Consider the following 24,649-nt stretch of genomic DNA (forward strand, 5'->3'; position numbering starts at 1 on the left):
TCGGCCCAATGCCAGTCACGGAGGCTGCATGCATACAGTTGGATTTAACAAACACGACCACGCGGCCTGTGTGGGTGGTGGCCTGCGCGCTGCAGAGGAAACATGTGCGAAACAGGGCCTGCGCCTGACTAAAGGCCGTCGTCGTGTTTTAGAAATTCTGCTGCAGGAACACCGGGCCATGGGGGCCTATGATATCCTGAGTATTTTGGCAGAAGAGGGTTATGCCTCTCAGCCTCCGGTGGTCTACCGGGCGCTGGACTTTTTGGTTGGAAATGGTTTTGTCCATAAAATTCAGAAACTTAATGCCTATGTGGCCTGTGCTCATCCTGGGGACAGCCACACCCCTGTGTTTCTGATCTGTCGTGGATGTGAAGCTGTGGCCGAGACAGCCGCCACGTTGAAAACCACGTTGGGCGAAGCCGCGAAAAAGGTTGGCTTCACCATTGAAACCACCATTGTGGAAGCAGAAGGCCTATGCCCGGTTTGCACGCAGACAAACGCGGCAGGTGCCCCGGCATGAGGCTTGTCACCGTTGACAGAATGTCGGTCAAACGCGGCAGCCATCAAGCGCTTTCCAATGTCGATCTGACCATCGACAAGGGCGAGATTGTCACAATTGTCGGCCCAAACGGCAGCGGAAAATCCACCCTGCTGCGGTGCATCATTGGGGCGCTAAAGCCTGACAGTGGCACGGTTTTGCGCGAAGCGGGACTGCGCATTGGCTATGTTCCGCAGCGGCTATCGATTGATGCAACGATGCCACTGACGGCAGCGCGGTTTCTTTCCCTGCCCACAAAGCGCAGCAAGCGAGAAATCCAAGAGGCCCTCGCGCAGGTGGGGGCTGAAGGACTTGGCAATCGTCCCATGGCGGGTCTGTCGGGCGGCCAGTTTCAGCGGGTGCTTTTGGCGCGCGCGATCATGGACAAGCCAGACTTGCTGATTCTGGATGAGCCCACCACGGGCCTTGATCAACCTGGCTCTGCTGATCTTTACACCCAGATCGAGCAGGTGCGGCGCGATACGGGTGCGGCGATCCTAATGGTCAGCCACGAGTTGCACGTGGTGATGAGCGCTTCTGATCGGGTGGTCTGCCTGAACGGGCATGTCTGCTGTCATGGCACCCCGGAAATTGTAGCCTCCGCACCGGAGTATCGCGCCCTCTTTGGCACGGGCACCCATGGGGCTCTGGCGCTGTACCGCCACGAGCACGATCATCACCACCATGAGCACGGGCATGATCATGCCCCTGACACCTGCGGATCCCACTGATATGTTTGACGATTTTCTAATTCGCGCGCTTTTTGCGGGCGTTGGTGTGGCTTTGGCTGCGGCACCTCTGGGCTGTTTCGTGGTCTGGCGGCGGATGGCCTATTTTGGCGATGCCACAGCGCATGCGGCAATCCTTGGGGTAGCTCTCTCGTTGGCTTTGGGGGTTTCGGTGTTTGCCGGGGCCTTGGCGATTGCGCTCGCCATGGCACTAACCGTTTCAAATCTTTCGGAAAAAGGCTTTGGCGTTGACACGCTACTGGGCGTTCTGGCGCATTCGGCTTTGGCCTTTGGGCTGGTGGCTGTGTCCTTCCTTCAGGGGGTGCGGCTGGACCTGATGTCCTATCTGTTTGGTGACATTCTGGCCGTCAGCAAGGGCGATCTGATCGTGATTTGGGCCGGGGCGGCGCTGGTTGTGGCCTTGATGGCCTGGCGCTGGCAGGCGCTTCTGACCAGCACGCTCAACCGTGATCTTGCCTATGCCAATGGAATAAATCCTCAACGAGAACAACAGATTATGACGCTTGCGCTGGCCATCGTGGTAGCTGTGGCGATCAAGGTTGTCGGGGCGCTTTTGATTGTGGCCATGCTGATCATTCCGGCAGCAGGCGCGCGGGCCATGGCACGCTCTCCTGAGATCATGGCCGTCGGTGCAGCGGCGCTTGGGGCGCTGGCGGCGGTGGGCGGATTGATGGCATCCTACCATCTGGACACCCCGGCAGGCCCCTCGATTGTCTGTGTGGCGGCAGGGTTGTTTGTGGTGATGACCCTCGCGGCGCGACTGCGCTCAAAATGAGCGCCAGAGGGGGGCATTAACCTTTTCTGGGCGTATCGGTATTGCGTCTGTATCGCGTCAATATCCCGTCAGCGCCAGTTTTAGCCTACCAATGTCCGTTAACTCTTCTCACGACGTCTGAAACATCGCAGAATTTTGTGTCAGCCAGTGGCGCATCACCCGGTGAGCGCCGCATGTACCAGCGCCTTGAGCTGAGGCCGGGTCGGGTAGGAGCTGGACGGGGACAGCTGCGTGAAGAAGACCACGGAGAGCGCTTCGACCGGGTCCACCCAGAAAAACGTTGAGGCCATGCCGCCCCAGCTGAAATCCCCCACGCTGCCGGGGCAACGGGCGCGGGCTGGATCCAGCACCACAGCCCCGCCAAGACCAAAACCCATACCCTCCATCGGTTGTTCGGCAAAACTCTGTGGCCCCATGGAGGCGATATCGCCGGAGAGGTGATTGCGCATCATGAAAGCGACGCTTCGGGGGGACAACAGACGTTGATCCCCCAGTGCGCCTCCCCGACGCAGCATTTCCGCAAAACGCAGGTAATCATCCATGGTGCCCACAAGCCCACCGCCGCCAGAATAGGTTTCGGCATTCAGGAAGGGTGACTGCAGATTGTCATCCACCCTGCGCAGGCTATTGGCCCCCACCCGCGCCTCATTGAGCGCCATGGCATCCCCTTCAAGCGGCGAGTAAAGATCCGCAAAGCGCGACGCGGTGCCTGCCACCACCGAAAAGCCGGTCTCTGTCATCCCCAAGGGGCCGAGGATCTCGCGGTCAAAGAACTCTGCGAGGCTTTGCCCGCTGACCACTTCGATGACACGGCCGAGAATGTCGATGCTGACCGAATATTCCCAGCGCGCGCCCGGTGTGAAGGCCAAGGGCAGCGCGGCGACCTGATCCACCACCTGTGCAAGCGGCCCCTGATTGGCGCGGAAGATCAGATCCTGCGCGTCCATTTCCGCCGCCAGAATACCGGGGTTAAACGGGTAGCTGAGCCCGCTGGTGTGGGTGGCCAGCTGATGCAGGGTGGGCGTAGCACAGGGCTGGGTCTGGCCCAGATCCGTGGCGCCCTCGAGGAGGGCATGGCAGGTGTCAAAGGCCGGAATGAACTCAGAGACAGGGGCGTCCAGATGCAGCAGGCCGCGCTCCACCAGCATCATAAGGGCCACGGTGGTCACTGGCTTGGTCATCGAATAAATGCGCGCCACAGTGTCCCTTTGAAAAGGGGTTTCATTTTCCAAACTGCGCAGACCGGTGGTATGATCAAAAACCACATCGCCCGCACGTGCAATCAGCAGCCCGCATCCGGCATATTTGCGATCAGCGACCAACCGGTCCATCCAACCTGACACAACCGACAACCGTTCAGGGTCCATGCCGCGCGCCTGCGCCTGTGCCTCTCCGATCAATGGGCCGCTCATTTGGTTCCCCCCCGTCTTACGCCTTTGATACAGACTGCCTGCATGGGGCGGGGCCGGGCAAGCTGGTAAGACTACGTAGTTTCTGTGCAGCGCCCGTCAAAGGTGCCATTTAAGGTGGCAATGCTCTTTGAGACACATGGGAATTGCCGCATAGTGACAGGCAACGGATATCCGCAAGTCCAAAGGACACGGCCACAGGAGAGAGGATGACGGATTTGACCAAGAGACTGAGCACTGTGCCATTTGTCCTGCGCCGGGCGGGACGCGGCCTGCTCTGCGCGCTGATCGCTGTGATCATGATGGCCGGGCTGAACACCGCGCAGGCGCAAGGCACGGATGACACGGCCTCTCAGCCAGGCGCGCAGACGGTCTATGTCTATGGCAACAGCCTTGTGCATCACCTGACGGAGACGGATGAGACCGCCGCGCCGCATTGGATGGCGCTGTTGGCGCAGGCCGCAGGCACGGAATTTGCACTGGATGGGCAATGGGGTTTCTTGCGGGATTTTGCCAACAGCGGCACGCCGGAGGCCAATTGGCGGTTTGCGCAGGTGCCGCGTGCATGGGGGCGGACGTATCGCAATTTTGCCGATGTGCCTTGGGATACGGTGATGATCACACCGGCCAATTTCATTCAGTATCAGGCACCGGAGCGCCCCTATGACGGGGACAACCCGGATCAGGCCAGCCCGGTGAGTGCCACGCTCGCCGTGATGGACAGGATGCAGGCCGAACTGGGGCCTGTGCGCATTGCGATCTATGAGGGCTGGGCCGATATGGGCAGCCAGGTGCGCCGGTTTCCGCCCAGCGCACGGCAGCTGCGCAAGTACCATCGCTTCAATGCTGGGGAGTATCACGATTGGTATGACACCTATGTCGCGGCCCTGCGCCGCGCGCGGCCCGAGGCACAGGTGGATCTGATCCCGGTGGCCAGCGTCATGGCAGAACTGCTGGACGGTGGGGTTTTGGATGGGCTGGCGGCAGAGGTGCTTTACAGTGATGACGCGCCGCATGGGACCCCCACAACCTATCTGCTGGCGGGGGCAATCACCTATGTTGCGCTGTTTCAATCGGAGCTTCCGCTGGAGGTGGATCTGCCCGCGAGCATTCATGCAGATGTGCGGACTTATTGGGAGGCGGTGCGGGATGAAATTCATCGACTGGTGTTGAAACCGGCACAGGCGGCGGCGCGGGAGGTGCCGCCCAATACGCCCTTTCGCACGCCCCCACGAGACACGTCCCAGCTGAGCCAGCAGGGATTGGCAGGCGTGGAGCTGGCTGGTTTGGGATTGGCCGATCCGGCGCTGGCCATGGGATTAAGCGGCATCAGCGACTGGTCCACACAGCAGCCCTTTATTGACCGGATGAAAACCGCACGCCCCTGGGTGGGGCATGTGGAGGGGCAATGGGGCGCCTTGAGCTTTGAGGATCTGCAGGACCGGGGGCTGGTGGATGAGACCGGCTGGATCTGGGGTCTGCCGGAAGACATCGACGCGGTGGAGAGCCTGCTGCTGACCAATCAGCCCGAAGCGGCCACCGGCATATCCGGATTGTACCGGGTGAGCTGGGAGGGCGCGGGCGCGGTGGAACTGACCGGGCGCGCGCGGGTGACACAGCGCGGCCCCAATACGCTCTGGTTTGACTTCACGCCGGGAGAGGGCCACGTGGGGCTTAAGATCCGGGAGCCGGACCCGGAGCGTGTGGGTGACTATGTGCGCAATATCACGGTGATTGCCCTGCCCCATATTCCGCTGTGGGAGGCGGGCGCGGTGTTCAACCCGGATTGGCTGAATGTGGTGGATGATCTGCGGGTGGTGCGGTTCATGGATTGGATGGATACCAACCATTCCACCCAGTCCCGCTGGGAAGACCGCCCGCTTAAGAGCGATTTCACCTATGGCTGGCGCGGGGTCCCGGTGGAGATCATGGTGCGGCTGGCCAATGAGATTGGTGCGGATGCCTGGTTCTCGCTGCCCCATCTGGCGGAGGCGGCCTATATCACCGCATTTGCCAGCTATGTGCGCGACCATCTGGACCCAGAGCTGCTGACCTATGCGGAATATTCCAACGAGCTTTGGAACTGGGGCTTTGAACAGGCGCAATGGGCGCTGCGAGAGGGCGAGGCGCGCTGGGGCAAGGGCAGCGATGTGCAGATGCAATTTGCCGGCATGAAAGCTGCAGAGATGGCGCAGCTCTGGGGGGAGGCCTATGGCGATCAGGCGGCGGCGCGGCTAGTGCGGGTGATTGCAACGCACACCGGCTGGCCCGGCTATGAACGCGGCCTGCTGGAGGCGCCTCTGTGGCAGGCAGAAGGAAACCCGACACCGGTGACGCAGTTTGATGCCTATGCGGTGACCGGGTATTTTGGTGTCTCGCTTGGGCTAGAGGAAGGCGCGGCACAGCTGCGGGCGTGGCTGGCGCAGGCCCGCACCGTGGCAGAAGCGGAGGGCGCGGCGCAGGGGCTACAGCGGGCGGCGCTGGCGGCCTATGTGGAGGCACATCAGTATGACGGGGTCTTTGCCAAAGCGGCAGAGGCGCTGCGGCAGGGGGATGTGGCCGAAATGCTGACAGAGTTCATGCCCTATCATGCAAAGAAAGCGCGGGAGCTGGATCTGGCGCTGGTGATGTATGAAGGGGGCAGCCATGTGGCGGGTGTGGGCGTGCAAGCCAATGACGACACCCTCACGGCATTTTACACCGCGTTCAGTGCCAGTGCGGAGCTGGCAGAGGTTTACAAAGACATGCTGGCAGCATGGCGCAGTCTTGGTGGGCGCAGTTTCAACGCCTTCACCGATGTGGGACGGCCCAGTAAATGGGGCAGCTGGGGCCATCTGCGCCACCTGTGGGACAAGACGCCGCGTCATGATGTGCTGACGGCCTATAACACCGCCGGGCCGCATTGGAGCACGGCCCGCGCAGAGCATGCGTTTCTGCACGGCGGACTTTACCTTGGCAGCGAAGACGCGGATCGTCTGGAGGGCACCGGCAAGCGGGATATCCTGCTGGGGGCAGGCGGCAATGACGTGCTGGTTGCGCGGGGGCGGGGCGATCTCTTGCATGGCGGCGCGGGCACGGACCGGGCGGTCTTGCCGGGCGCGCAGACAGATTATGCCTTCAGCCGCGATGGCGCGCGCATTCGGGCCACAGCTGCCGGGCGCAGCTACCTGTTGACCAGCATTGAAGCGGTGGCGTTTGAGAGTGCCCCTGCGCTTGTGCTGCCGATTGGTGGGCTTTTGTGACACAGCTGGCGCAGTTGGGGAGAAATCCCCTGCCCTGCTTCCGGTTGATCTGATATTTTTATCCACACCAACAGACAGAAGGCCCCCTGCACGGTGCTGAGCATCCTCATTCCCGCCAACAATGAAGGCGCGCATATTGGCGCCTGCCTGTCGGCTGTGCTGGCCTCAGAGGGGCTGGAGCAGGCACAGATTGTGGTGGCAGCCAATGGCTGTGTGGATGAGACAGCCACACTGGCGCGGGGCTTTGCCGAGACCGCGCGACAAAAAGGCTGGACACTGGAGGTGCTGGAGCTGCCTGCTTTGGGCAAAATGGGCGCGCTCAACGCCGCCGAGGCCTCCGCCACCTATGACACACGGGCCTATCTGGATGCGGATGTGATCGTGGATGCCGCCCTGCTAGGCCAAATTGCAACCGCGCTCTCCTCAGAAACGCCCCGCTATGCCAGCGGCCAACTGCGGCTCGCGGCGGCGCAAAGCTGGGCCACACGCGCTTACGCGCGCATTTATGCACAAGTGCCCTTCATCACCCACGGTGTGCCCGGCGCCGGGCTTTTTGCGGTCAACGCCGCAGGCCGCGCGCGCTGGGGTGCCTTTCCCGGCATTATTTCCGATGACACCTTTGTGCGCCTCCAGTTCTCCCCAACAGAACGGATTGGCGTGCGCGCCGGGTATGACTGGCCGCTGGTGGAGGGGTTTGGCGCGCTGGTGAAAGTACGGCGGCGTCAGAATGCCGGGGTGGCAGAGGTGGCCGCGACCTATCCCGATCTGTTGCAGAACGACGATAAGGTCACGCTCTCGCCACTGAAAAAACTGACCATGGCCCTGCGCGATCCTTTGGGCTTTGCCGTCTATGCAGGCGTGGCAGTGGCCGTGAAGCTGCGCCCGCAGCAGAGCACCGACTGGGAGCGGGGCAGATGAGCCGCCTTCGTCAGGTGAGGTCAGGCAATTCACTGGCCGCGCGGGCGCTGCGCAGTGGCGGGCTCACCATATTGGGATATGGCGGATCACAGGCCTTGCGGCTGGCCTCCAATCTGATCCTCACGCGGTTGCTTTTCCCCGAAGCCTTTGGGGTGATGAGCCTTGTATGGGTGTTTTTGCAGGGGCTCAACAATCTGAGCGATATGGGCGTGAGCCAATCCATCCTGCAAAGCAAACGGGGCGAAGAGCAGGATTTTCTCAACACGGCCTGGACCATTCAGGTCATACGCGGCGCGCTTTTGATGCTGTTGACCTGTGCGCTCGCAACGCCGGCAGCGGCCTTCTATGACGCTCCGGACCTGGCACAGATTTTGCCGGTGGTTGGGGTGACGCTGTTGGTGATGGGGCTGTTTCCCACCAAACATGATCTGGCAAACCGGCATCTGGCGCTTGGCCGGGTGACAGCGATTGATCTGATCGCGCAGAGCATTGGCCTTTTTGTGGGCGTGCTTGTGGCCTGGACCACTGGATCGGTCTGGGCGCTGGTGGCCAACGCGGTGACAGCGGTGGTGCTGCAACTGCTGCTGTATCAGCTGTTTCTACCCGGTGCGTCCAACAGGCTGCGCTGGGAGGGCACTGCCGCGCGTGAGCTGATCCATTTTGGCAAATGGATTTTCCTCTCCACTGCGGCGGGGTTCTTGCTGTCGCAGGGCGATAAGATCGTGCTGGGCAAACATCTGAGCCTTGAGGCCCTTGGGGTGTATAACATCGGCTATTTTCTGGCATCTTTCCCGCTGCTTCTGGGGGGAATGATGGTGCGGCGGCTGCTCATTCCGGTCTATCGGGAAAAGCCCCCCGGCGAGAGTGAGGCACATCGCGCAGCGCTGCATAAAATGCGCCTTCTGCTGAGCGCGGGGCTGTTTGTGCTTCTGTCTGCTGCCGCGCTTTTGGGGGTATGGCTTGTTGAGATGTTGTATGATCCCCGCTACGCGCTCGCAGGTGGCGTGGTTGTTTTACTGGCTCTGATGCAGATCCCGCAGATGGTGGCGATCACCTATGATCAGGCCGCGCTTGCTGCGGGCGACAGCCGGGGGTTTTTCATCCTGACCACAATCCGCGCCGCGCTGATGATGGGGGGCCTGATCTGGGGGGCGATGCAGTTTGGCCTGATTGGTGCGCTTGTGGGGCAAGGGATCGCCATGGGGCTGGCCTATCCGGCGGTGGTCTGGCTGGCGCGGCGACATGCGGCATGGGATGCGCGCCATGACGCGACATTCTGGTTGGCAGGGCTTATGCTGGCAGGCCTCGCCTTTTGGCTACATTTCGACGCCATAGAGAGGCTTTCTGCCCTTAATTTGCCCTGATTTGACCTTCCTCGCGGACCTTTGGGATTTTATCCTTAAGACAGGTGAAAGACTCCCCGATCCATTCAGGGGAACAGTGTATAGTGAAAAAACAGGTAGATGTGGTGAGTGAGCCGTTGAATCAGCAGATCAGTGAAACCGATATTGCGATTGTAGGCATGGCCGCCCATTTGCCGGGCGCGTCCGGGATTGAACAGTATTGGCACAATCTGAGGCAGGGCATCAGATCCATCCGCCACCTCACCGAAGAGGAGCTGCTTGCCCAGGGCGAAAGCCGCGCCAAGATGGCCCATCGCAACTATGTGCCTGCCGCCGCCATGCTGGATGGGTTTGCCGATTTTGATGCGGAGTTTTTTGGGCTCTCGCCCAAAGAGGCGGCAATCATGGATCCGCAGCATCGTCAGTTTCTTGAAGTGAGCTGGGAGGCACTGGAAAATGCGGGCCATATGCCGGAGCGTTTTGAGGGCCCGATTGGGGTTTTCGGCGGCTGTGGCATGGGCAGCTATTTTTACTTCAACATTTGTTCAAACCGCGATCTTGTGGATAGCACCGGCATGTTCCTGTTGCGCCACACCGGCAATGACAAGGATTTCCTGACCACCCGTCTGAGCCATATTCTGGATCTCAAGGGACCGAGCCTTGGGGTGCAGACCGCCTGTTCTACCTCTCTGGTGGCTGTGCATTATGGGGCGCAGGCGTTGTTGAATGGCGAATGTGACATGGCGCTTGCGGGCGGCGTGACCATCGAATTGCCGCATGGGCGAGGCTATGTGTTTGAAGACGGTGAAATCCTGTCTCCTGATGGTGCCTGTCACGCGTTTGACCACCGCGCGCAGGGCACGGTGTTTGGCTCTGGTGCGGGCGTGGTGGTGCTGCGCCGGCTGGCGGATGCAGTGGCGGATGGCGATCATATCTGGGCGGTGATCAAGGGATCGGCGGTCAACAATGATGGCGCGGACAAAGCCGGGTATCTCGCCCCTTCGGTGGGGGGGCAGGCTGCGGCGGTGGCGGATGCGCTGGCCCTCGCAGAGGCGCGCGCGGACACGGTGGACTATGTGGAGTGCCATGGCACCGGCACCTATCTGGGCGATCCGATTGAGGTGGCGGCCCTGACCGAAGCCTATCGCGAAACCACGCAGGAGACGGGGTTTTGCCGGATTGGCTCGGTGAAAACCAACATCGGCCATCTGGACACTGCCGCAGGAGCGGCGAGCCTGATCAAGACCGCGCTGGCGCTGCATCACAAAGAAATGCCGCCCTCATTGGGCTTTGAAAAACCCAATCCGGCAATCGATTTTGCCGCCAGCCCTTTTGCGGTGAACGCGGCGCTGCGCCCTTGGGAGGCGCGCAAAGGGCCGCGCCGGGCTGGCGTCAACAGCCTTGGGGTGGGCGGCACCAATGCGCATGTGATCGTGGATGAGGCCCCGCAACGGGCGGCCAGCCAGGCCAGCGACTGGCCGTTTCAACTGATTGCCGTCTCAGGGCGGACGCAAAAGGCGCTGGAGGCCAATGCGAACAATCTGGCAGCACATTTGAGGGCCCACCCGGAGCAACCCCTGGCGGATGTGGCGCATACGCTACTGACCGGTCGGCGCGCCTTTGAAAAGCGGCGTGTGGTGGTGGCGGACAGCCATGCGGCGGCGGCGGAGTATCTGGAGAGCGGCCATGCGCGGCGTGTCTTCACCCATACGGCAGAAGCCGCAGCGCCCGAGGTGATCTTCATGTTCCCTGGTGGCGGCGCGCAATATGTCGGCATGGGGCGGGATCTGTTTGAAACCGAACCGGTGTTTGAAGAGTGGATGGAGCGCGGTTTTGCCCATCTGGCGGGCAAAGGCGGCGAAGAGCTGCGCGCGCTCTGGCTGGCGGAAGGGGAGGCTGTTGCGCAGGCGCAGGAGCGTCTGAAACAGCCAAGTTTGCAGCTGCCACTGATCATGATGGTGGAATATGCACTGGCGCAGCTCTGGATGAGCTGGGGGGTGACCCCTGCGGCGCTGGTGGGGCATTCTATGGGAGAAAACACCGCCGCCTGTCTGGCGGGGGTGATGTCCTTTGAGGAGTGTCTGGGGCTGGTGCAGCTGCGCGGGCAGCTGTTTGACACGGTGCCGGCAGGCGGGATGCTCTCCATTCCTTTGCCGCTGAGCGAGGTGACACCCCATCTGGATGAGACGCTGGACATTGCCTCGGTGAATGCGCCTGCGCTGACGGTGGTGTCGGGGCCGGATGCGGCGCTTGAGGCTCTGGCGACGACGCTGGCCGCGCAGGAGATCGAGACCCAGCGTGTGCCGATCAATATCGCCGCGCATTCGCGCATGCTGGAGCCAATTTTAGGCCGCTTTGGCGACTATCTGCGCAGCATAGACCTGCACCCGCCGCGCCTGCCGATCCTCTCCAACCGCTCTGGGGCCATGTTGCTGGATAGTGAGGCGACGGATCCTGAGTATTGGGTGGCCCATCTGCGCAATACGGTGCTGTTTGCCGACAACATCACCACGCTCGCGCAGGAAAGCGGGCGGGTTTACCTCGAAGTGGGGCCAGGCAAAGCGCTGTCCTCATTGGTCAAAATGCATGGGCAGGTGAAAGCAGACAAGGTGCTCTCTGCCCTGCGTCACAGCGACGATGACATCGCAGATGATGCCTATTTTCTCACCGTTCTGGGGCAGCTCTGGGCCTGCGGTGTGGCGGTGGATTTTGACCAATATTGGGGGGATGTGCCGCGACAGAAGGTTGTTCTGCCCTCTTATGCCTTTCAGCGCAGCCGGTATTTCATCGAACCCGGCCAAGACAGGGTTGACCGCCCTGATGACCTGTTGATGCGGCTGCCGGACACGGCCGACTGGAGTTATGCCCCGGTCTGGACCCCAAAATTGGCCGCCTGTGAGATCGATGTGGAGACCGATCTGGCCACGGCGGATCCACACAGCTGGCTGATTTTTCTTGATCCCTGGGGCACGGGTGCGGCGCTGGCCGCGCGCCTGCGCGAGGCTGGTCAGGATGTGGTGACTGTCACCACATCAGATGCCTTTGCGGAACTTGGGCCTGACAGCTATGCGCTGGCACCAGAGCGGGGGCGGGACGGCTATGACGCCCTGATCCAGAGTCTGATGCGCCAGGGCCGCGTTCCCGATCGCATCCTGCATCTGTGGCTTCTGACCGAAGACGAACGCCATCGCCCCGGATCCAGTTTTTTCCACCGCAATCAGGAACAGGGGCTTATGAGCCTCTTTTTCCTCGCCCAAGCGGTGAGCAGTGAAAACCTGCCCACGCCGCTGCACATCACCACGGTCACATCCGGTGCGGTTCAGACCCGCAAAGAGCCGCTGCCCTATCCGGAGAAGGCGACTGTTTTGGGGGCGGTACAGGTGATTGGGCGCGAATTGCCCGGGGTGCGCTGTTCCCTGCTGGATGTGGAGCCGCCCACACGCAAATCGCGCGATGCGCTGGTGGTCAAACTTCTTGAAGAGGTTTTTGCCCGCCCCGAAACGCCCGCCCAAGCACCCCTCGCAGCATGGCGCGGCGAGAAGCGGTTTGAGCGGGGCTATCGCAAGGTGACGCTGGAGGCGCCTGCCCCAGACACCGCACAAGACACCGCACAGATGCCCGTCTGGAAAGAGGGGGGGACCTATCTGATCACAGGGGGATTTGGCGGCATTGGTCTGACGCTGGCAGAGCGGATGATCCGGGACGCCGGGGCCAATGTGGTATTGCTGGCGCGGGAGGCATTGCCGCCGCGCGCAGATTGGGCGCGCCATCTGCAGAGCCACGCGCCACAGGACCGGATCGCACAGCGTATCCGCGCCATAGAACGGCTGGAAAGCCTTGGGGGGCAGGTGCTCCCGCTGGCAGCAGACGTCTGCAACCTTGATGAGATGACAGAGGCTGTGGCACAGGCCCGCGCCACTTTTGGCCGCGTGGATGGCGTGGTGCATGCCGCAGGTGTGATTGAGGATGGTCCGCTTCTGAGCAAGACCTCCGCCACAATTGATGACGTTCTGGCCCCCAAGTTACATGGCACAGAGGTGCTGGCGCAGCTGTTCCCGGATGGGGCGCTGGATTGGCTGGTGCTGTTTGCCTCCTCCTCCACGGCGACGGCCCCGGCGGGGCAGATCGACTATGTGGCGGCCAATGCCTATCTGAACGCCTACGCGCAGGCGCGGCAGGGTGGCAAGACCCGCGTCTGTGCCATCAATTGGGGCCTGTGGGCAGAGGTTGGCATGGCGGCCGAGGCTGTGGCAGCGCGGCAGGGCCATGGGCAGGACACTGCGACCACAGAGATTGATGCGCCCCTCTTGCAGGAGGCCGGGTTTGATGGCGCAGGCAATCGCATCTTCCTCAGTCGTCTGACGGCGACGGATTGGCTTTTGAATGAGCATCGCACCCGGGATGGGGATGCAGTGATGCCCGGCACGGGCTATATTGCGCTGGCCTATGAGGCGCTCAAAGCTCAAGGGGAAACCGCACCTTTTGCCCTCCAGGATCTGGTATTTTTGCGCCCCCTGCATGTGGCAGAGCACGCGGAGGCGCGGCTGAGGCTGCGCATGATCCGCTCTGAGGAGGGCTATCATCTGCAGGTGCAGAGCGCGGTGCCGTTTGAGGGTCAGGCGGGATGGCAGACTCATGCAGAGGCGCGGATGTGCCCCGCGCCACAGATGCCTGCCGCGCCTTTGAGGCTGGCAGAGATCAAGGACCGCTGCCCGATACAGCAAAACGGTTTTGGCAGCGCATTGGCCGCCCCGCAGGAGGCGCATATGCGGTTTGGGCCACGCTGGCAGGTATTGCGTGAAACGGCGCTTGGCACCGGCGAGGGGCTCGCACGGCTGTCATTGGACAGCGCCGCGCAAGCCGATGGGCTGCAGCTGCATCCGGGCCTATTGGACATTGCCACCGGCTGGGCGATGGATCTGATCCCCGGCTATGCGCAGGGGCATCTTTGGGTGCCTGTGGGCTATGGTCGTATGACCCGTCATCATGCTCTGCCAGAGGAGGTGTTCAGCCATGTGCGCCTCATCGCAGGCAGCAGTGCCGAGGGAACGGCACGGTTTGACGTTTGGCTGAGTGGGGCGGATGGGCAGATTTGCGTCACGGTGGAAGGTCTGTCGCTGCGGCAGGTGACAAGCGCAGCGGGTTTTACCAGAGCGCAACCGCTGAGCCGGTCCGAAGTGACCTTTGAGGGGGGCGGAGCACAGGTCCCGCTGTCGGCCGCTGAAACGCGACTGGCGCATAATCTGTCACAGGGGATCCCACCATCGGAGGGTGCGGCCTTGTTTGAGGCGGCGTTGCGCACAGAGCGACCTGTGGTGGTGATTTCCTCGCTGAATCTGCCCGCGCTGATCACCCAGAGCGCGGTGGGACCGGAAACACAGGCCGGCCCCTCTCAGAGCTTTGAGCGGCCCGAGCTTGAGACGGATTATGTTGCGCCGGAAACGGATATTCAGCGTGTGCTGGCGGGCTTCTGGCAGGAGCTTCTGGGTGTGGCGCAAGTGGGCATCCGCGACAGTTTCTTTGATCTGGGAGGCCACAGTCTGATTGCGGTGCGCCTGTTTGCCATGGTCAAAAAAGCCTGGGCGGTGGAGTTCCCGATTTCGGTGCTGTTTGAAGCGCCCACCATTGAAAGCTGCGCGGCCCTGATCGCGGATCGGGTGGGGGATGCCCCGTCTGGCCAAGGCCAGACCGCGCCGGGTGAAGGCGTCGCGCCGGACGGCGGGGCGTCTGAAACAGGCGCGCTCGCCCCTGCTGCGCGGGGCAGCCGGTTCACCCATCTGGTGCCGATGCACCAAGGCGAAGGCGGCGCGCGCAGGCCGTTTTTCCTTGTGGCGGGCATGTTTGGCAATGTGCTCAACCTGCGCCATCTGGCCCATCTGATTGGGGCGGACCGGCCCTTTTATGGCCTGCAGGCACGCGGGCTTTTTGGCGATGCCACGCCGCATGACGATCTGGTGCAGGCCGCAACAGACTATATCGCAGAGATCAAACAGGTGCAGCCAGAAGGGCCTTATCTGCTTGGCGGCTTCTCCGGAGGCGGCATCACCGCCTATGAGATCGCTCATCAGTTGGAGGCACAGGGCGATGTGGTGGCCTTGGTGGCCCTGCTGGACACGCCGCTGCCGGTGCGCCGCCCGCTGTCACGGCAGGACCGGATGCGCATTCAGATGCAGGAGCTCAAATCCAAAGGTGTGGCCTATCCGCTGATCTGGGCGAAGAACCGCATGGCCTGGGAGATCCAGAAGCGGCGGCCTGCGGCGGCCACAGAGGGTGCGGCGCAGGGGCAGCAGTTCCATGACGCCGAGATCGAAGCGGCGTTTTTGCGCGCTGTGGCGCGCTATCCGATGCGGCCCTGGCAGGGCAATCTGGTACTCTTCCGCCCGCCGCTGCAAGGCAAATGGGATATGGGAGATGGCCGTCTGGTGGATGCGGATCGGGCCTATGTGTTTCACGACAACGACTGGCGGCAATGGGTGCCTGATGTGGCGGTCTTTGAGGTGCCCGGCGATCATGACAGCATGGTTTTGGAGCCCAATGTGCGGGTGCTGGCCACGCGGATGAAAAAGGCGATTGTCGCGGCGGAGGCCAAGTCCGCACAGCCCCCGCATCAGGAGGCCGCAGAATGAGCGCCCCCACTCTTCTCACCGTGATTTTGAACTGGCGCACGCCACAGATGACCCTGAAAGCGGCGGAGGCGGCCGCGCGGGAAATGGCCGGGATCGACGGGCAGATCGTCATTGTCGATAATGACAGCGGGGATGGCTCCTTTGAGCAGATGACGGCCGCCATAGCTGAGACTGACTGGGCAGGCACGCCTGTGGAGGTTGTGCAATCCGGCCACAATGGCGGCTTTGGCGCGGGCAATAATTTTGGCATCCGTCACGGGCTGGCGCAGCGGGATTTTGACTTTGTCTATATCCTCAACTCTGATGCCTTCCCCGATGCGGGCAGTCTGCGCGCCCTGATGGATCACCTGACCCATACCCCCACCTGTGGCTTTGCGGGATCTTATATTCATGGCGAAGACGGCACACCGCATCTGACCGCCTTTCGCTTTCCCTCGATCTGGGGAGCGCTGGAAGGCGCGGCGCGGATCGGGTTGATCAGCCGACTGCTGCATCGTCATATCGTGCCTCTGCCCATCCCTGCGGAAACCACGCGGGTGGATTGGCTGGCCGGGGCCTCGATGATGATACGGCGCGCGGTGCTCGAAGAGATCGGCCTGTTTGATGAGCGCTTCTTCCTGTATTTTGAGGAAACCGATCTCTGCCTGCGCGCCCAGCGCGCCGGATGGCACACCGATTATGTGCGCAGCAGCGCAGTGACCCACATTGGCTCTGTCTCCACCGGCATGAAACAGTGGCGGCGTATTCCCCAGTATTGGCTGGACAGCCGCCTCTATTACTTCCGCAAAAACCATGGGCGTCTCACCGCTGCGCTGGCAACGCTGGCGCATCTTGTCGGGCATCTGCTCTGGCAGTTGCGGCGTCTCATCGGGCGCAAACCGGCGCAGGATCCGCATCTGTTTGGCTGGGACATGACACGCCATTATCTGAGCGTGCTGGTGCAGCGGACACCCCCTGCATCCCCCCAAACACCGACAGTGCCCCTACGCAAGGAGGCAAAATCATGAGCCTTGATACCTTCAGCCAAACCGCGCCGATGTCTGCGGTGATGATCGGCAATGAAAGCCTGCTGATCCAATGCGCCACCCTGTGGCAGGACATGGGGCATGAGTTGATCGCCGTGGTGACTCGCGCGCCTGAGCTGACCCTCTGGGCGCAGGATCAGGGCCTGCGGGTGATTTCATCAGATGCCGATATTGCAGGAGAATTGCTGGGCGCGCGGTTTGACTGGCTGTTGAGTGTGGCCAATCTTGACATGCTCCCGGATGCCTTGCTGAAACTGCCTGCCAAAGGTGCGGTGAATTTTCATGATGGCCCACTGCCGCGCTATGCGGGCGTCAATGCCCCGGTCTGGGCGCGGCTTCATCAGGAACCCCGCCACGGCATCACCTGGCATAAGATGGAAAGTGGCGCGGACACCGGCGAGATTGTCGTGCAGCGTATGTTTGATGTCAGCCAGAATGATACCGCTCTGACGCTGAACACCAAATGTTATGCCGCCGCTATCGACAGTTTTCCGGAGGTGATCCGCGCGCTTGGCGAGGGCTTGCCAGACTGTCGGGCGCAAGATTTCAGTCAACGCAGTTACTACAGCCGCGCCCAACGCCCTGCCGGGGCCGCACGGCTGGACTTTCGCCATGATGCACAGGAGGTGGTGGCGCTGATCCGGGCGCTGGATCATGGCAGCTATTTCAACCCGCTTTGGGCCCCCAAATTTGTCGCCGCCGGGCGGGTTCTGCTGACAAACACCGCAGCTGTGGCGGAGAGTGCTGGGCATGGGGAGCCCGGTGCGGTTCTGCAGGTGTCCGATCAGCAGGTCACCGTGGCCTGTGGCCGGGGTGCTGTGGTGCTGGGTGGATTGACCGATGCCAACGGTGTGGCCGTGACGGCGGATCAGGTGATCCGCGCCGGTGAACGCCTGCCCTTGCTGGACAAAGCCGCCACGGAGAGCCTCAGCGCCACCATGACAGGTATTGCCAAGGCCGAGGCCCACTGGCGGGCGCGGCTGGCAGAGTATGTGCCCGCCAGCCTGCCGTTGATCCGGGACGGTGGCGAGCTTACAGACATGCAGCAGGTACCGCTGAAGATTTCCGAAACCCCCTCCAAGCGTATCCTGACCGCGGTGGCCCTCTGGGCGCTGCGGTCGGGCCTTCCGGAGGTGTGTGACGTCGCCTATCGTGGTGCGACACATCCGCAGGCTGCGGGCCTTCTGTCGCCCTGGGTGCCTTTGCGCCTTGGGGCAGAGCTGTTGCAGGGCACGGTGGCAGACGCCCATGCGGCCATGTCTGCGCGCTGTGATGATGTTGAGCGCCAAGGCAGTTTTGCCAGCGATCTGATTGCCCGGGATCCAAATCTGACGCCACTGACCATACCGGATCTGGCCGTCAGCATGGGCGCCATCGCCGCCCCTATCGAGGGCGCGGCCCTGACCGTTGCCATTGGGGTCTCTGGTGCGGTGCTGCATTATGATGCGGCGCGGATTACGCCGGATCATGCAGATCGTCTGGCTGCGCGTCTGACGCTTGTCTGTGAGGAGATCACCACCAAAACCCATGTGAAAGACATTGCGGTTTTGCCGGAGGCAGAGCGCACAGAGGTGCTCACCCACTGGAATGCCACAGAAGCGCCTTTTGAAGCGGATGCCACCATGGCGGCGCAGTTTGAGGCGCAGGTTGTTAAAACGCCGGACGCGCCTGCTCTGATCTTTGGGCATGATAGCCTGAGCTATGCTGAACTCAATGCGCGCGCCAATCGCACCGCGCATGTGCTGCGCGATATGGGCGTGACGCGGGGCGCGCTTGTGGGTCTTTGCCTGCGGCGCTCTCCCGATCTGGTGGTGGCGGCGCTCGCGATCCTGAAAGCCGGGGGGGCTTATGTGCCGATGGACCCGAGCTACCCTGCGGAGCGTCTGGCGCATTACCTAAGCGACAGCGGCTGTGCCGTGATCGTGACACAGGCGGCTTTGGCAGGAGAGCTGCCCGCGCATGACGCGCAGCTGCTTGAACTGGACCGGGACGCGCGACTTGGCTCAGCGCCCAGTGCCGCGCCAGATCCCCTCACCACCGGCGCGGATCTCGCCTATCTGATCTACACCTCCGGCTCTACCGGCACGCCCAAGGGTGTGATGGTCACCCATGGCAATGTGGCCAATTTCTTTGCAGGGATGGATACCCGCGTGCCGCATCAGGCCGGGGACACATGGATGGCGATCACCTCGCTGTCGTTTGATATTTCAGTGCTCGAACTCTTCTGGACCCTGTCGCGGGGTTTCAAGCTGGTGCTGTCAGGCGATGAGACCAGCACGCAGATTTCCAATGGGCGGTTGCCTGCGGCGGCTGGTGGTATGGATTTCTCGCTCTATTACTGGGGCAATGATGATGGGCAGGGCAGCAAGAAATATGAGCTTCTGCTGGAGGGGGCCAAATTTGCCGATGCGCATGGGTTCTGCGCGGTCTGGACGCCAGAGCGGCATTTCCACGCCTTTGGCGGGCCCTATCCCAACCCTTCGGTGACCGGGGCCGCCGTGGCGGCGGTGACCAAGCAGATTGGGGTGCGGGCCGGCTCCTGTGTCTCACCGCTGCATCACACCGCGCGCATTGCCGAAGAATGGGCGGTGATTGACAATCTGACCAATGGGCGGGCTGGCCTGGCGATTGCCAGCGGCTGGCAACCGGATGATTTTATCCTGCGACCGGAAAACACGCCGCCTGCGAATAAAACGGCGATGTTTGCGCAGATGGAAGATCTGCGCCGTCTGTGGCGTGGAGAGGAGGTGCCTTTCCCCAAGAAAGACGGCAGCCTGCATCCGGTGCTGACACAGCCACGCCCGGTGTCCAAAGAGCTGCCGCTGTGGGTGACCACGGCGGGTAATCCGGAGACCTGGAAAGAGGCGGGGCGCAATGGCTGCCATGTGCTGACACATTTGTTGGGGCAAAGCGTGGAAGAGGTCGGCGAGAAGATCGCACTTTATCACGATGCGCTGCGCGCAGCCGGGCATGACCCCAAGGATTTCACTGTCACGCTGATGCTGCATTCCTTTCTGGCAGAGGATCGCGACACTGCGCGTGAGATCGCGCGGGAGCCGATGAAAGATTACCTGCGCTCTGCGGCCGGGTTGATCAAAAGCTACGCCTGGGCCTTTCCGGCGTTCAAGAAGCCCGAAGGGGTGAACAACGCCTTTGAGCTGGATCTGGGCAGCCTGAGCGAAGAGGAGCTTGAAGGCATTCTGGATTTTGCCTTTCAGCGCTATTTTGAGGACAGCGGCCTGTTTGGCACGGTGGAGGATGCGCTGGACCGGGTGGAGCAGGTCAAGCGCATTGGGGTGACAGAGATTGCCTGTCTGATTGATTACGGCATCGACAGCGCCACGGTGCTTGACGGGCTGAAACCGCTGGCAGAGGTTCTGCGGCGGGCCAATGAGGGCGGGGAGCTGGACCCCGAGGATGTATCAATCGCGGCGCAGATGATCCGCCACGGGGTGAGCCATCTGCAATGCACCCCGTCGATGGCGCGGCTGTTGAGCGACAATGAAGAAGCGCGGTTTGCGCTTGGCGCGGTCAAGCAGCTTATGGTGGGAGGCGAGGCGCTTTCGGGAACCTTGGTGGCGGATCTGAACGCCGCCACGGATGCGCAGGTGCAGAATATGTACGGCCCGACAGAGACCACGATCTGGTCCACCACGGCGCTGGCGGATGCGCGCGAGGGCGTGGTCCAGATCGGTACGCCCATTGCCAATACGCAGGTCTATGTTGTGGATGACGCGCTGGAGCCGGTGCCGGTGGGGGTGGCCGGAGAGCTGTTGATTGGCGGCGCAGGTGTGACGCGCGGCTATTGGCGGCGCGATGCCTTGACGGCTGAGCGGTTCATTGAGGCACCCTTTGGCACGGGGCGGCTCTATCGCACCGGAGATCTGGTGCGTTGGCGCGATGATGGTGCGCTGGATTTTCTGGGGCGTGTGGACCATCAGGTAAAGCTGCGCGGCTACCGGATTGAACTGGGCGAGATTGAAACCCGTCTGGAAGAGATCGGGGGAGTGGCGCAGGCCGTGGTGATGGCGCGTGAAGACAGCCCCGGTGATGTGCGGCTGGTGGCCTATCTGCGCGGGGATGTGCCCGCCGAAGCGGAGCTGCGGGCCGCCCTGCGTGCGCAGCTGCCTGCCTTCATGCGGCCCCAGCACTATGTCACGCTGAACAGTTTCCCGCTGACCCCCAATAAAAAGGTCGACCGCAAGGCCCTGCCTGCGCCGGAAGAAAGCCGCAAGCTCTCCACGCCCAAAGCCGCGCCACAGGAGGTTGCGCCGGTTGCCAGCGGCGGGGATATGACCAGACTGATCGCCGAAGTCTGGGCCGAGGTGCTGGGCGTGCGGGATGTCTCATTGGGGGACAATTTCTTTGATCTGGGCGGGCACAGTCTTTTGGCGGTGCAGGCCCATCGCGATATCCGCAGGCGCAGCGGGGCAGAGAAGCTGTCGATCACCGATGTGTTCCGCTTCCCCACTTTGGGCGCGCTGGCCGGGCGTGTTGAGGCGCTGGTGGGCCCTCCGAAGCCTGACGATGCCCCGGAGGCGCGCGCCGCCGAAGAGGTCAGCGCACAGGCCACAAACCGTGCGGAAACCATCAGCAAACGGCGCGCCATGCGCGCAAGGCGGCGGACGCGGAGCACGTGAGCCGAGAAGCCGACCATTTGACCGCACTGAAGGCACAGACCGAAGCCTGTCTGCCCGAAGGGGTTGCTGTTGCAGTGGCGGATCCCACCACGAAAGATGCGCCGCTTTGGCCACAAGAAGCGGCGGCAGTGGCCAAAGCCGTGCCCAAGCGGCGTCTGGAATTTGCCGCTGGGCGGCTGGCCGCGCGCCAAGCCATGGCAGAGCTGGGCTGGGGCGCACAGCCCCTGCCCGCACAAGCGGATCGCACGCCGCTCTGGCCCGAAGGGCTCACCGGGTCGATCAGCCATGACGCCAGCAGCTGTCTTGCCGTTGTTGGCCTTCTTGAGGTCGTGCATGCGTTGGGGGTGGACGTAGAACCGAATACGCCGCTGCCCGAAGACTTGATCCCGGAAATCTGTCGGCCCGAAGAATTGGCGTGGTTGTCAGAGCACCCGGCCTCGCAACGGGGCCTGCTGGCACGACAGATTTTTTGTGCCAAAGAGGCCGTATTTAAGGCGCAGTTTCCGCTGACCGGGGCCCTGTTTGGCTTTGATGTGTTGCAGATCACGTTGCGCCCCCACGATGGCAGATTTTCAGCGCGTTTCACTGAGCCTGTGCAGGCGATCTCTGCGGACACTGAGATCCATGGACACTGCCAAACCACCGCAACGCATGTGGTGGCCACTGTGGCGCTTGGGGCGCGGGCGGGTATGGAAAACGCCAATTTCCCCGTTTGCGCCACGCGATGACCACATTGTCTGGCGATAGTCCCATGATAAGAGCGTGGGTGTGAGTCGCGCCGTAGCAGTGTTTGAGGACGGGTATGGATAAAATCCAGACGATTGGCGAAGTGCTGAGCATGCTGCGCAGGAGGTTTTTCCTGTGGGCCAGCGTTATTGCCGCCGGCCTCCTGCTTTCGCTTGCCTATGTGCTGAGCCTGCCGCGTGAATATGAAACCTCCGCCACCATACAGATCGAACAGCCCTCCATTCAGACCGGCACAACTTCGCCAGGGTCTCTGAATGCAGACATGCTGCAAAAGCTTCAGATTGTGGAGCAGCGCGTCATGGCGCGTGACAATCTGCTAACGATTATCGAGAAATTCGGCCTCTACAGCGATGCGCCGCTCAGCGACATGCAAAAGGTTGATCTGCTGCGCCGTGCCGCGCGGGTGGTGCATATCACCAACCCGGAATTCCGCTGGCGTCAGGACATCAGCCCCTCGGCACTTTTGGTGACCGTGCGCACAACCGATCCGGTGCTGGCGGCGAATGTGGCCAATGAACTGGTCAACAATGTGCTGGAACAGGAAGAGAAACGGCGCACAGCGCGGGTTGCGGAAACCCTGAGTTTCTTTGATGGCGAAGAGCGCCGCATTGAAGGCGCGATTGCGGCACTGGAACAACAGATTGCAAATTACAAACGCGAGAATGCTGTGCTGTTGCCCGGCGGCGTTGAAGCGCTGCGCACCCGGTTGGTGGATCTGCAGCAGATCGAACTGGAGGTGCAGCGTCAGATTTTGGACAATGCAGGCACCCCAACCAGCGGCACTTCCATACGGGCGCAACGGCTGCGGCGGCTGCAAGAAGAAAGCGAACTCTATCAGATCGAGATTGCGGAAATCGAAAGCGCAATCGCCGACATGCCGCGCATCGAACAACAGGCCAATCGTCTGCAACGCCAATTGGTGAAACTGGAAGAACAATATCAGGCCATCACCGTCGGCAAGGCGGAGGCGGAGATGTTACAGATGCTGGAGGCCAACCAGCAATCTGACAGTTTCACGGTATTGGAAAAAGCGCTGCCGCCGGATTGGCCCATTGCCCCTTCCCGCAAGCGCACGCTGGCGATGGGAGGTCTGCTCAGCGTGGTGGCCGCATTGAGCCTTGTGTTCCTGATGGAGCTGCGCAGCCCGGTGATTTACACCCGCAGCCAGCTGGAACGGCAACTGCGTCTGCGCGCGGTGGCAGCGATCCCGGTTCTTGAAACCCCCACAAAACGCCGCGCGCGTATTGTGCGCCGCATCCTTAAGGTCGGCGCGCTTGTGGCGGTTTTCGGCGGGCTGGCCGCAGCCATATTGAACCTCAGCCGCTAGGTTCAGTCCCAGACAGAAAACTGCCTATTTTTCGACGAAACAAGCCAAAACCAGCGCGTTTTCGCCGAATCACTCCTGCCCTTTGGCAGGAAATCGACTCACTGTGGAAAACCCGACTTGCGGCTTTGCGGAAACAATGAATTCAGAGGGCTAAAATCGTTTCCAAAAGACTAGTTTGCCCCTATCCGAATAGACACAATCTTAACCAAGACAAAACATTTCTAATTTTCAAAATTCACAAAAATCATTCAATTTCAAAACCTTATCAAAACCTATCCAAAAGTTAATGTGGATTTCTGAAAAATTGTGACTAAAGTGTGTTCTTGGGTGGGCGCTTCTTTGTAAGGAGCATCAAAGGACTACATCGCAAAGATCACTGAGATCGGCCCCTGCTGCCGGGGTGCTTTTCCGTCAGGACGATCACGAGAGCAACATCGCGGTTTTGAGCGACCACGATGACAGTGACTTTGCGCGTTCGATGATGCCCATCTGAGTAGGGTAATGGGGATTTGTAATGGCGATGTTTTCGCGCGACAATTTTGCACAGGGCTTTGAGGTTTCGCCTCCGCGCCGTGGTTTGTACCGCAGTGTGTTCAAGCGGGTCTTTGATGTGCTTTTTGTGATGACCATCGCGCTGCCGGTGACGCTTATCGTGACTGTTTTGGCGATTTTGATCGCAACAGATGGGCATTCCCCTTTCTACAGCCAAGAACGCGTGGGCAAGAACGGGAAGCGTTTCAAGATGTTCAAGCTGCGCTCAATGGTGCCCGATGCGGAGCGTAAGCTGGAGGCGTATCTGCGCGCCAATCCAGCGGCGCGGCTGGAATGGAATGAGAAGCAGAAGCTGACCCATGACCCACGGATCACACGGATCGGGCGCGTCATTCGCAAGACCTCGCTGGATGAGTTGCCGCAGTTCCTGAACGTGTTGCTTGGAACCATGTCTGTGGTCGGCCCGCGCCCGATGATGCCACAGCAGGTCGCACTCTATCCCGGCACAGCCTATTTTGAGATGCGTCCCGGTATCACTGGCTTTTGGCAGATTTCCGAGCGCAACGAATGCAGCTTTGCCGAACGGGCCATTCATGACAGCAATTATGACCGCGCGCTGTCTCTGCGCACCGATGCAAGCATCGTGCTGCGCACGGTTGCTGTGGTCACCGCTGGCACCGGCATGTGAGCCGGGTTTTGAGACGCGGCCATAGCTGACAGATTTGGACTCGCGCGCTATAATTGCAGCGCGCGTGTAGGGTTTTCGCCCTTTCAACGTCGCCCAATGCGGCAGACAACCCAGGAAGACAGCTCTCAAA

The 24,649-nt window shown here is 61.5% G+C and carries 13 protein-coding genes; 12 read left to right on the top strand and 1 reads right to left on the bottom strand.

Annotation, left to right across the window (positions count from 1 at the left end; genetic code table 11):
* The first annotated feature begins 28 nt into the window (after nucleotides 1-28).
* From J7382_RS14110 to J7382_RS14120, 3 genes are read left to right on the top strand one after another with little or no spacing between them, the layout of a single operon-like run.
* The gene (locus J7382_RS14110; protein ID WP_209069673.1) at nucleotides 29-520 is read left to right on the top strand and encodes a transcriptional repressor; all 492 of its coding nucleotides are present in this window, start codon (nucleotides 29-31) and stop codon (nucleotides 518-520) included.
* Complete coding sequence (locus J7382_RS14115) at nucleotides 517-1,269, top strand: metal ABC transporter ATP-binding protein (protein ID WP_209069674.1); 753 nt, start codon at nucleotides 517-519, stop codon at nucleotides 1,267-1,269. Before J7382_RS14110 ends, J7382_RS14115 begins: the two co-directional genes overlap by 4 nt.
* Before the next feature lies 1 nt (nucleotide 1,270).
* On the top strand, nucleotides 1,271-2,062 hold the full coding sequence (locus J7382_RS14120) for a metal ABC transporter permease (protein WP_209069742.1): 792 nt from the start codon (nucleotides 1,271-1,273) through the stop codon (nucleotides 2,060-2,062).
* A 155-nt stretch (nucleotides 2,063-2,217) separates the two neighbouring features.
* Here J7382_RS14120 and J7382_RS14125 read toward each other — a convergent pair whose 3' ends face one another.
* Complete coding sequence (locus J7382_RS14125; protein WP_209069743.1) at nucleotides 2,218-3,429, bottom strand: serine hydrolase domain-containing protein; 1,212 nt, start codon at nucleotides 3,427-3,429, stop codon at nucleotides 2,218-2,220.
* Nucleotides 3,430-3,680: 251 nt separating this feature from the next.
* Here J7382_RS14125 and J7382_RS14130 point away from each other — a divergent pair, with 251 nt between their 5' ends.
* From J7382_RS14130 to J7382_RS14170, 9 genes are all read left to right on the top strand, one after another.
* Nucleotides 3,681-6,713, top strand: coding sequence for a calcium-binding protein (locus tag J7382_RS14130; protein ID WP_209069675.1), 3,033 nt, complete (start codon nucleotides 3,681-3,683; stop codon nucleotides 6,711-6,713).
* Between the two features lie 93 nt (nucleotides 6,714-6,806).
* Complete coding sequence (locus J7382_RS14135; protein WP_209069676.1) at nucleotides 6,807-7,631, top strand: glycosyltransferase; 825 nt, start codon at nucleotides 6,807-6,809, stop codon at nucleotides 7,629-7,631.
* Nucleotides 7,628-8,995 carry an oligosaccharide flippase family protein gene (locus J7382_RS14140; RefSeq protein ID WP_209069677.1) on the top strand — a complete coding sequence of 456 codons (1,368 nt, stop codon included), beginning with the start codon at nucleotides 7,628-7,630 and terminating at the stop codon, nucleotides 8,993-8,995. The genes J7382_RS14135 and J7382_RS14140 overlap by 4 nt, the downstream gene beginning before the upstream one ends.
* Nucleotides 8,996-9,078: 83 nt before the next feature.
* The gene (locus tag J7382_RS14145) at nucleotides 9,079-15,600 is read left to right on the top strand and encodes an SDR family NAD(P)-dependent oxidoreductase (RefSeq protein ID WP_348540035.1); all 6,522 of its coding nucleotides are present in this window, start codon (nucleotides 9,079-9,081) and stop codon (nucleotides 15,598-15,600) included.
* Entirely contained in the window at nucleotides 15,597-16,607 is a 1,011-nt protein-coding gene (locus J7382_RS14150; RefSeq protein WP_209069678.1) for a glycosyltransferase family 2 protein, read from the top strand. Before J7382_RS14145 ends, J7382_RS14150 begins: the two co-directional genes overlap by 4 nt.
* Entirely contained in the window at nucleotides 16,604-21,265 is a 4,662-nt protein-coding gene (locus J7382_RS14155; protein ID WP_247745016.1) for a MupA/Atu3671 family FMN-dependent luciferase-like monooxygenase, read from the top strand. Before J7382_RS14150 ends, J7382_RS14155 begins: the two co-directional genes overlap by 4 nt.
* Complete coding sequence (locus J7382_RS14160; RefSeq protein ID WP_209069679.1) at nucleotides 21,262-21,993, top strand: 4'-phosphopantetheinyl transferase superfamily protein; 732 nt, start codon at nucleotides 21,262-21,264, stop codon at nucleotides 21,991-21,993. The genes J7382_RS14155 and J7382_RS14160 overlap by 4 nt, the downstream gene beginning before the upstream one ends.
* Nucleotides 21,994-22,067: 74 nt before the next feature.
* Nucleotides 22,068-23,339, top strand: coding sequence for a Wzz/FepE/Etk N-terminal domain-containing protein (locus J7382_RS14165; RefSeq protein WP_209069680.1), 1,272 nt, complete (start codon nucleotides 22,068-22,070; stop codon nucleotides 23,337-23,339).
* Nucleotides 23,340-23,859: 520 nt separating this feature from the next.
* The gene (locus tag J7382_RS14170) at nucleotides 23,860-24,519 is read left to right on the top strand and encodes a sugar transferase (protein ID WP_247745030.1); all 660 of its coding nucleotides are present in this window, start codon (nucleotides 23,860-23,862) and stop codon (nucleotides 24,517-24,519) included.
* The last annotated feature ends 130 nt before the right edge of the window (nucleotides 24,520-24,649 follow it).

Origin of the sequence: Shimia sp. R11_0 (genome assembly GCF_017744035.1) — a bacterium.
In the GTDB taxonomy this organism is placed as follows: Bacteria; Pseudomonadota; Alphaproteobacteria; order Rhodobacterales; family Rhodobacteraceae; genus Shimia; species Shimia marina.

Excerpts from the sequence above, each read along its gene's own strand:
- J7382_RS14110 (WP_209069673.1), top strand. The coding sequence starts at position 29 with ATGCATACAGTTGGATTTAACAAACACGACCACGCGGCCTGTGTGGGT.
- J7382_RS14115 (WP_209069674.1), top strand. The coding sequence starts at position 517 with ATGAGGCTTGTCACCGTTGACAGAATGTCGGTCAAACGCGGCAGCCAT.
- J7382_RS14120 (WP_209069742.1), top strand. The coding sequence starts at position 1,271 with ATGTTTGACGATTTTCTAATTCGCGCGCTTTTTGCGGGCGTTGGTGTG.
- J7382_RS14165 (WP_209069680.1), top strand. The coding sequence starts at position 22,068 with ATGGATAAAATCCAGACGATTGGCGAAGTGCTGAGCATGCTGCGCAGG.
- J7382_RS14170 (WP_247745030.1), top strand. The coding sequence starts at position 23,860 with ATGTTTTCGCGCGACAATTTTGCACAGGGCTTTGAGGTTTCGCCTCCG.
- J7382_RS14130 (WP_209069675.1), top strand. The coding sequence starts at position 3,681 with ATGACGGATTTGACCAAGAGACTGAGCACTGTGCCATTTGTCCTGCGC.
- J7382_RS14150 (WP_209069678.1), top strand. The coding sequence starts at position 15,597 with ATGAGCGCCCCCACTCTTCTCACCGTGATTTTGAACTGGCGCACGCCA.
- J7382_RS14140 (WP_209069677.1), top strand. The coding sequence starts at position 7,628 with ATGAGCCGCCTTCGTCAGGTGAGGTCAGGCAATTCACTGGCCGCGCGG.
- J7382_RS14155 (WP_247745016.1), top strand. The coding sequence starts at position 16,604 with ATGAGCCTTGATACCTTCAGCCAAACCGCGCCGATGTCTGCGGTGATG.
- J7382_RS14125 (WP_209069743.1), bottom strand. The coding sequence starts at position 3,429 with ATGGACCCTGAACGGTTGTCGGTTGTGTCAGGTTGGATGGACCGGTTG.